Here is a 5,501-nt window from a genome sequence, read left to right as displayed (position 1 = left end):
GGAGAGTTCGGGGTGTTGGGCGTGTTCGGGGTGTTGGGGGTGTTGTTACCGCCACCGCCCGGAGAGTTCGGGGTGTTGGGCGTGTTCGGGGTGTTAGGAGTGTTGTTACCGCCACCGCCGGGAGAGTTCGGGGTGTTAGGCGTGTTCGGGGTGTTAGGAGTGTTGTTACCGCCACCGCCCGGAGAGTTCGGGGTGTTAGGCGTGTTCGGGGTGTTGGGGGTGTTGTTACCGCGACCCGGAGTGTTCGGGGTGTTGGGCGTATTCGGGGTGTTCGGCGTGTGGCACTTCTTGCCCTTGCCGTGGCCGCAGCCCGTCAGGAGCTGCGGCAGGTCGGCCACGACCTGCGTGGACTGCGGCGCCGACGCGGCGAGAGCGGTGGTCGGCACGGCAATACCACCGGCGAGTGCCATGGACGCTGCGGCCAGCATGATCTTGCGGGAAATCATCATGGTCTTCTCCATTCGGAAGTGCGGGGGTTTTCGGAAATCCACCCGCGGGGTGAGTGGCCGGATCCTTCGGCCTCGACCTTTGCGGTGTCGGCCGTTCCGTTCGGCTTGCTTCAAATAAACCCCGCTGGAGAAGTGGGGTCACGCCACTGAAATACGTGCCTTGACCCCTGCAAACGAGGGTGATAAAAGGCGCACAGCAGCACCCCATGAGCCCGAATTTGCACGGACAACAGGCTCGGCTGCTACCGAATGCACCTCTGCTCTCACCATCCGTGACCCCTGGCGCCGCCGGTGGCTCCGCGGTCAGCGCGCAGCGCGGCAGTATCCGGGCCGAGGGGCAGAAACGGAGCGTTTCGGGGACGAGGGTCTGGCCGACCTGGCGCCGCGGGGAGCCCTCGGCGCCGGCGGCCAGGCCCCGCTCCGCGCCGGGGTCGAGGGGGGTGCCCGATCACGGACCGTCTGCCGCTGCCGACGAGTGCGGGATCGAGCTCAGGGGCCGGCGATCGGCCGGGGGCGGGCCCGGGAGGGAGCCGGGGCGGGGCGGTGGTCAGGCCACGGACCTGCCCGTTGCGGCGGCTGTCCTTCGGCACGGACCGGGCGGCATCACGCACTGTGAGGGAGTGGGCGCGATTGGCGACAGTCAGTGGCGCGGCGCGCCGACTTCCTGCGCCGCTTCGTGGGCAAGGTCGAGACGGGCGCGGCCGGCCCGTCCGACCCGGCGAGCCTCACGGAGCAGCCCTCCTGACAGCGGCGCCGCCCGGGCGGACGGGGCCGTGGGCCCCGTCCTCGCCGGCGGGCCGTCAGGCGATCTCGGTACGGCGCCCGCCCATCGGGATGACGAGGGGCGTGCCGGCGACCGGGCATTCGATGACCGCGGCCTGGAGGCCGAAGACTTCGCGGACCAGGTCCGGCGTGACGATCTCGGAGGGCGGACCGGCGGCGATCACCCGTCCGTCGCGCATGGCGACGAGGTGTCCGGCGTAGCGGCAGGCGAGGTTCAGCTCGTGCAGGACCATGACCACGGTGCGGCCCTCGCTGCGGTTGAGGTCCGCGACGAGTTCGAGGACGTCGACCTGGTGGGCGAGGTCGAGGTAGGTGGTCGGCTCGTCCAGCAGGAGGACCGGCGTGTGCTGGGCCAGGGCCATGGCGATCCACACGCGCTGGCGCTGGCCGCCCGACAGTTCGTCGATCGAGCGGGTCGCCAGCTCCGCCGAGCCCGTCGCCGCCAGGGCGGCGTCCACCGCCGCCTCGTCGGAGGAGGACCACTGGCGCCACCACCGCTGGTGCGGGGTGCGCCCGCGGGCCACCAGGTCGCGTACGGATATCCCGTCCGGGGCGCTCGGCGTCTGCGGCAGCAGGGCGAGCCGCAGCGCGAACTCCCGTGCGGACAGGCCCGCGATGTCCTCGCCGTCCAGGTGCACGGCGCCGCCCGCCGGCTTGAGGAGCCGGGCCAGGGCCCGCAGGGCGGTGGACTTCCCGCAGGCGTTCGGGCCGACCAGGGCGGTCACCTGCCCGGCCGGGATGTCGAGGTCGAGGTCCTCGGAGACGATGCGGTCGCCGTACCCCAGGCGCAGCCCGGAGGCGTGCAGTGCGGTGGGCGAGGTGCCGGTGGGCTGGGTCTCGGTCAGCGGGGCGGTCATGTCAGCCTCCCTTTCCGGCCCGGTTGGTACGGGCGAGGAGTAGCAGCAGGTACGGAGCGCCGACGGCGCCGGTAAGCACGCCGACGGGCAGTTCGGTCGGCGCGAGGACGAGCCGCGCGGCCAGGTCGGCGAGGATGAGCAGGACCGCTCCGGTCAGCGCGCTGGTGACCAGCGGGATGCCGGCGGTGCCGGTGAGCCGCCTCGCGATCTGCGGGGCGCCCAGGGCGACGAACGCGATCGGCCCGGCCGCCGACGTCGCGAGCGCGGTGAGGCACGTGGCGAGGACCAGCAGGGCGATCCGCGCGTGCCGCAGCGGAATGCCCAGGCTCCGCGCGGTGTCGTCGTCGTACTGGAGCAGTTGGTACGGGCGGGCCAGCGCCAGGGTCAGCGGGACGAGCACCGCCAGCGCCAGCCCGGCCCACTGGACGTGTTCGTAGCCGCGCCCGTTGAGGCTGCCGGTCAGCCACACCATGGCGCGGGACGCCTGGTCGATGTCGGCGCGGGCCAGCATCCAGCGGGACAGCGCGATCAGGGCGCCGTTGGCGGCGAGGCCGACGAGGACGAAGCGGTATCCGGTGATGGTGCCGTCCCGGTACGCCAGCAGGTAGATGGCGACCGCGGTCAGCAGGGAGCCCGCGAGGGCTCCGAACGGCACCGCGGCGAAGGTTCCGGCGCCCGCTGCGGTGACTCCGCCGATGAGGATGGCGCCCACCGCTCCGGCCCCGGCTCCGGCCGCGATGCCGATCAGGTCCGGGCTGGCGAGCGGGTTGCGGGTGACGGCCTGGAACACGGCGCCGGCCAGTCCGAACGCGGCCCCCACCAGAAGGGCGGTCAGGGCACGCGGCAGCCGGAGCTGGTGGACGATCAGGTCGGCGGCGCCGGAGCCCGTACCGAGTACGGCGCCCAGCACCTCGCCGACCGGGATCGAGAACGTGCCCATCGAGACGGAGGCGATCAGTCCGGCGAATCCGGCCAGCGCGAGGGCGGCGACCACGAGGGCGACCCTCAGCGGCACGGCCACACCGACGGGTCCGGCCTCGATCCTCAGCCGGCGCACGGTCGTGCGGCGGTTCTTCGTGCTCGTCGTGCTCTTGGTGCTCGGAGTACTCGTCGTGCTCGTCGTACTCGTCGTGCTCATCGGGTGTGCTCCTTGAGCTTGCCGCGCTTGACCAGCAGCGCGAGGAACGGCGCGCCGAGCAGCGCGGTCACCACGCCCGCCTCCAGTTCGCCGGGCCGGGCCACCATGCGGCCCACCACGTCGGCGGCGAGCATCAGCGAGGCCCCGCCCAGCGCCGAACAGGGCACCAGCCAGCGGGCGTCGGGCCCGGTGAAGGCCCGTACGACGTGCGGGACGACCAGGCCGACGAACGTCACGGGACCGGCCGCAGCGACGGCCGCGCCGGTCAGCAGGACCACTGCCAGCGCGCCCAGGGCGCGGGTGGACTTGACCGGGGTGCCGAGCGAGCTGGCCAGGTCGTCCCCGAGGGCGAGGGCGTTGAGCCGGCCGCTCAAGCCGAGGGCGAGGACGAGTCCGACGAGGACGAACGGGAGCAGCTCCATGCCCAGCTGCGCGTTGCGTCCGGCCAGCGAGCCGACCGCCCAGAAGCGGTACTGGTCCAGGGTGCGGACGTCGAGCAGGATCAGGGTGTTGGTACCGGCGTCGAGCAGTACGGTCACGGCCGCGCCGGCCAGGGCGAGTTTGGCGGGGGTGGCGCCGCCGTAGCCGCTGCCGCCGACCGCGTAGGCGATGAGCCCGGCCAGCGCCCCGCCCAGGAAGGCGAACCAGATGTACTGGTAGGAACTGGTCAGCCCCAGCATGCCGATGCTCGCCGCGACCGCGAACGAGCCGCCCGCGCTGATGCCGATCAGGCCGGGGTCGCCGAGCGGATTGCGGGTGATGTCCTGGGCCACCGCGCCCGCGGCACCCAGCGCGAGACCGACGAGCAGCCCCAGGAAGGTACGGGGCATGCGCAGTTCTCGGACGACGACGGCGTCGCCGGCGTCACTCCCCGCTATCGCGGCCACCACGTCGGAGAGCGGCACGGCCTTGGTGCCGATCGCCAGGGAGGCGCAGACCATGGCCGCCACGGTGGCGAGCAGCGCCGTGAGCACGAGCGTTCGGGAGAGAACGCGTCGGGGCGGCGGAACAGTTGGGGCGGAGACCGCGGTGGCGTCGGCAGTGACGGGCTTAAGAGACACTCACACAAGGTAAGGGATGCCTAACCGAACTGCCCCGGCACCCCCCGTCTGGATTTGGCCACGAAGAGCCGCTACTGTTCACCACGCACTTACTCAGGCAAGCCTTACCTAATTACATGTTCCCTCTGGAGAACTGAGAACCGATGAACACCTTCACTCAGCGTCGCCGGCCGGGCCGGATCGCCGCTGCCGTCCTCACGGCAGCCCTGGCCCTCTCGCTCGCCGCCTGCGGCGGTAACAGCGACGACAAGAAGCCGGCCGCCGAGTCGTCGAAGTCGGGCGCCGCCGAGTCGGCCGGCTTCCCGCGCACCATCACCCACGACAAGGGCACGACCGAGCTGAAGGCCAAGCCCAAGCGCGTGGTCGCCCTCGACAACAGCCTGGTCGAGGCGGTCGTCGCCCTTGACGCACCGCTGGTCGGCGGCATCGGATCGTACCGTGACCAGAAGGGCTTCCCGCCCTACCTCGGTGACGCGGTGAAGGAGACGAAGGACGTCGGCCCGCTCGACAACCCGAACCTCGAGGCGATCGCGGCCCTCAAGCCCGACCTCATCGTCTCCGCGACGGTCCGTCACGCCGACTTCTACGACCGTCTGAGCCAGATCGCGCCGACCGTGTTCGTCAAGACCACCGGCCCGATCTGGAAGGAGAACATCACCTTCCTCGGCAAGGCGCTCGGCCAGGAGGAGCAGGCCGCGGCCAAGCTGACGGCCTACCAGACCCGCGCCAAGAAGATCGGTGACGCGATCAACGCCAAGGGCGGCGGCGCCAACGGCAAGCCCACCTTCTCGGTCGTCCGCTTCGTCGACGGTCCGACGCGCATCTACCTGCCCAAGACCTTCAGCGGCATCATCCTGAACGACATGGGCCTGACGCGGCCGGAGAACCAGCGCGACGAGGCCAAGTTCAACATCGAGATCAGCGAAGAGCAGATCCAGCAGGCCGACGCGGACCACATCTTCATGACCTCCTTCTCGGGCGGTGAGGAGCGCAAGAAGAAGTTCCTCGCCAACCCGCTGTGGCAGCGCCTGAACGCGGTCCAGAAGAACCAGGTCCACGAGGTCGACGACACCATGTGGATGACCTCGGTCTCCCTCCAGGGCGCGGACGTGGTCCTCGACGACCTGGCGAAGGCCTTCCAGGTGGACCCCGCCAAGTAGGCGGCGACAGCCTCCCCCTCCCAACCGGCCGGCCCCGGCCGCGTACCGACAGG

At 71.2% G+C, this 5,501-nt stretch carries 5 protein-coding genes; 1 reads left to right on the top strand and 4 read right to left on the bottom strand.

The window, feature by feature from the left end; genetic code table 11:
* From AB0D44_RS28320 to AB0D44_RS28305, 4 genes are all read right to left on the bottom strand, one after another.
* Window positions 1–449, bottom strand: a 449-nt coding sequence (locus AB0D44_RS28320) for a hypothetical protein (RefSeq protein WP_362596026.1), incomplete at its 3' end; no start/stop codon positions are given.
* Window positions 450–1,249: 800 nt separating this feature from the next.
* Complete coding sequence (locus AB0D44_RS28315; protein WP_362596024.1) at window positions 1,250–2,089, bottom strand: ABC transporter ATP-binding protein; 840 nt, start codon at window positions 2,087–2,089, stop codon at window positions 1,250–1,252.
* 1 nt (window position 2,090) lies between these two features.
* Window positions 2,091–3,227 (bottom strand): iron chelate uptake ABC transporter family permease subunit, encoded by a 1,137-nt coding sequence (locus AB0D44_RS28310; RefSeq protein WP_362596022.1) that lies wholly within the window; start codon window positions 3,225–3,227, stop codon window positions 2,091–2,093.
* A complete protein-coding gene (locus AB0D44_RS28305; RefSeq protein ID WP_362596020.1) occupies window positions 3,224–4,288 on the bottom strand; it encodes an iron ABC transporter permease in 1,065 nt (354 codons plus the stop codon). Before AB0D44_RS28305 ends, AB0D44_RS28310 begins: the two co-directional genes overlap by 4 nt.
* A 143-nt stretch (window positions 4,289–4,431) precedes the next feature.
* Here AB0D44_RS28305 and AB0D44_RS28300 point away from each other — a divergent pair, with 143 nt between their 5' ends.
* Window positions 4,432–5,448: an iron-siderophore ABC transporter substrate-binding protein gene (locus AB0D44_RS28300; RefSeq protein WP_362596018.1), complete on the top strand. Its 1,017-nt coding sequence runs from the start codon at window positions 4,432–4,434 to the stop codon at window positions 5,446–5,448.
* Window positions 5,449–5,501: the final 53 nt, after the last annotated feature.

Source organism: Streptomyces sp. NPDC048349 (genome assembly GCF_040651925.1).
In the GTDB taxonomy this organism is placed as follows: domain Bacteria; phylum Actinomycetota; class Actinomycetes; order Streptomycetales; family Streptomycetaceae; genus Streptomyces.
This window is presented reverse-complemented; position numbering and strand designations above follow the sequence as displayed.

Coding starts and splice junctions, on each gene's coding strand:
- AB0D44_RS28315 (WP_362596024.1), bottom strand. CDS start 2,089: ATGACCGCCCCGCTGACCGAGACCCAGCCCACCGGCACCTCGCCCACC.
- AB0D44_RS28310 (WP_362596022.1), bottom strand. CDS start 3,227: ATGAGCACGACGAGTACGACGAGCACGACGAGTACTCCGAGCACCAAG.
- AB0D44_RS28300 (WP_362596018.1), top strand. CDS start 4,432: ATGAACACCTTCACTCAGCGTCGCCGGCCGGGCCGGATCGCCGCTGCC.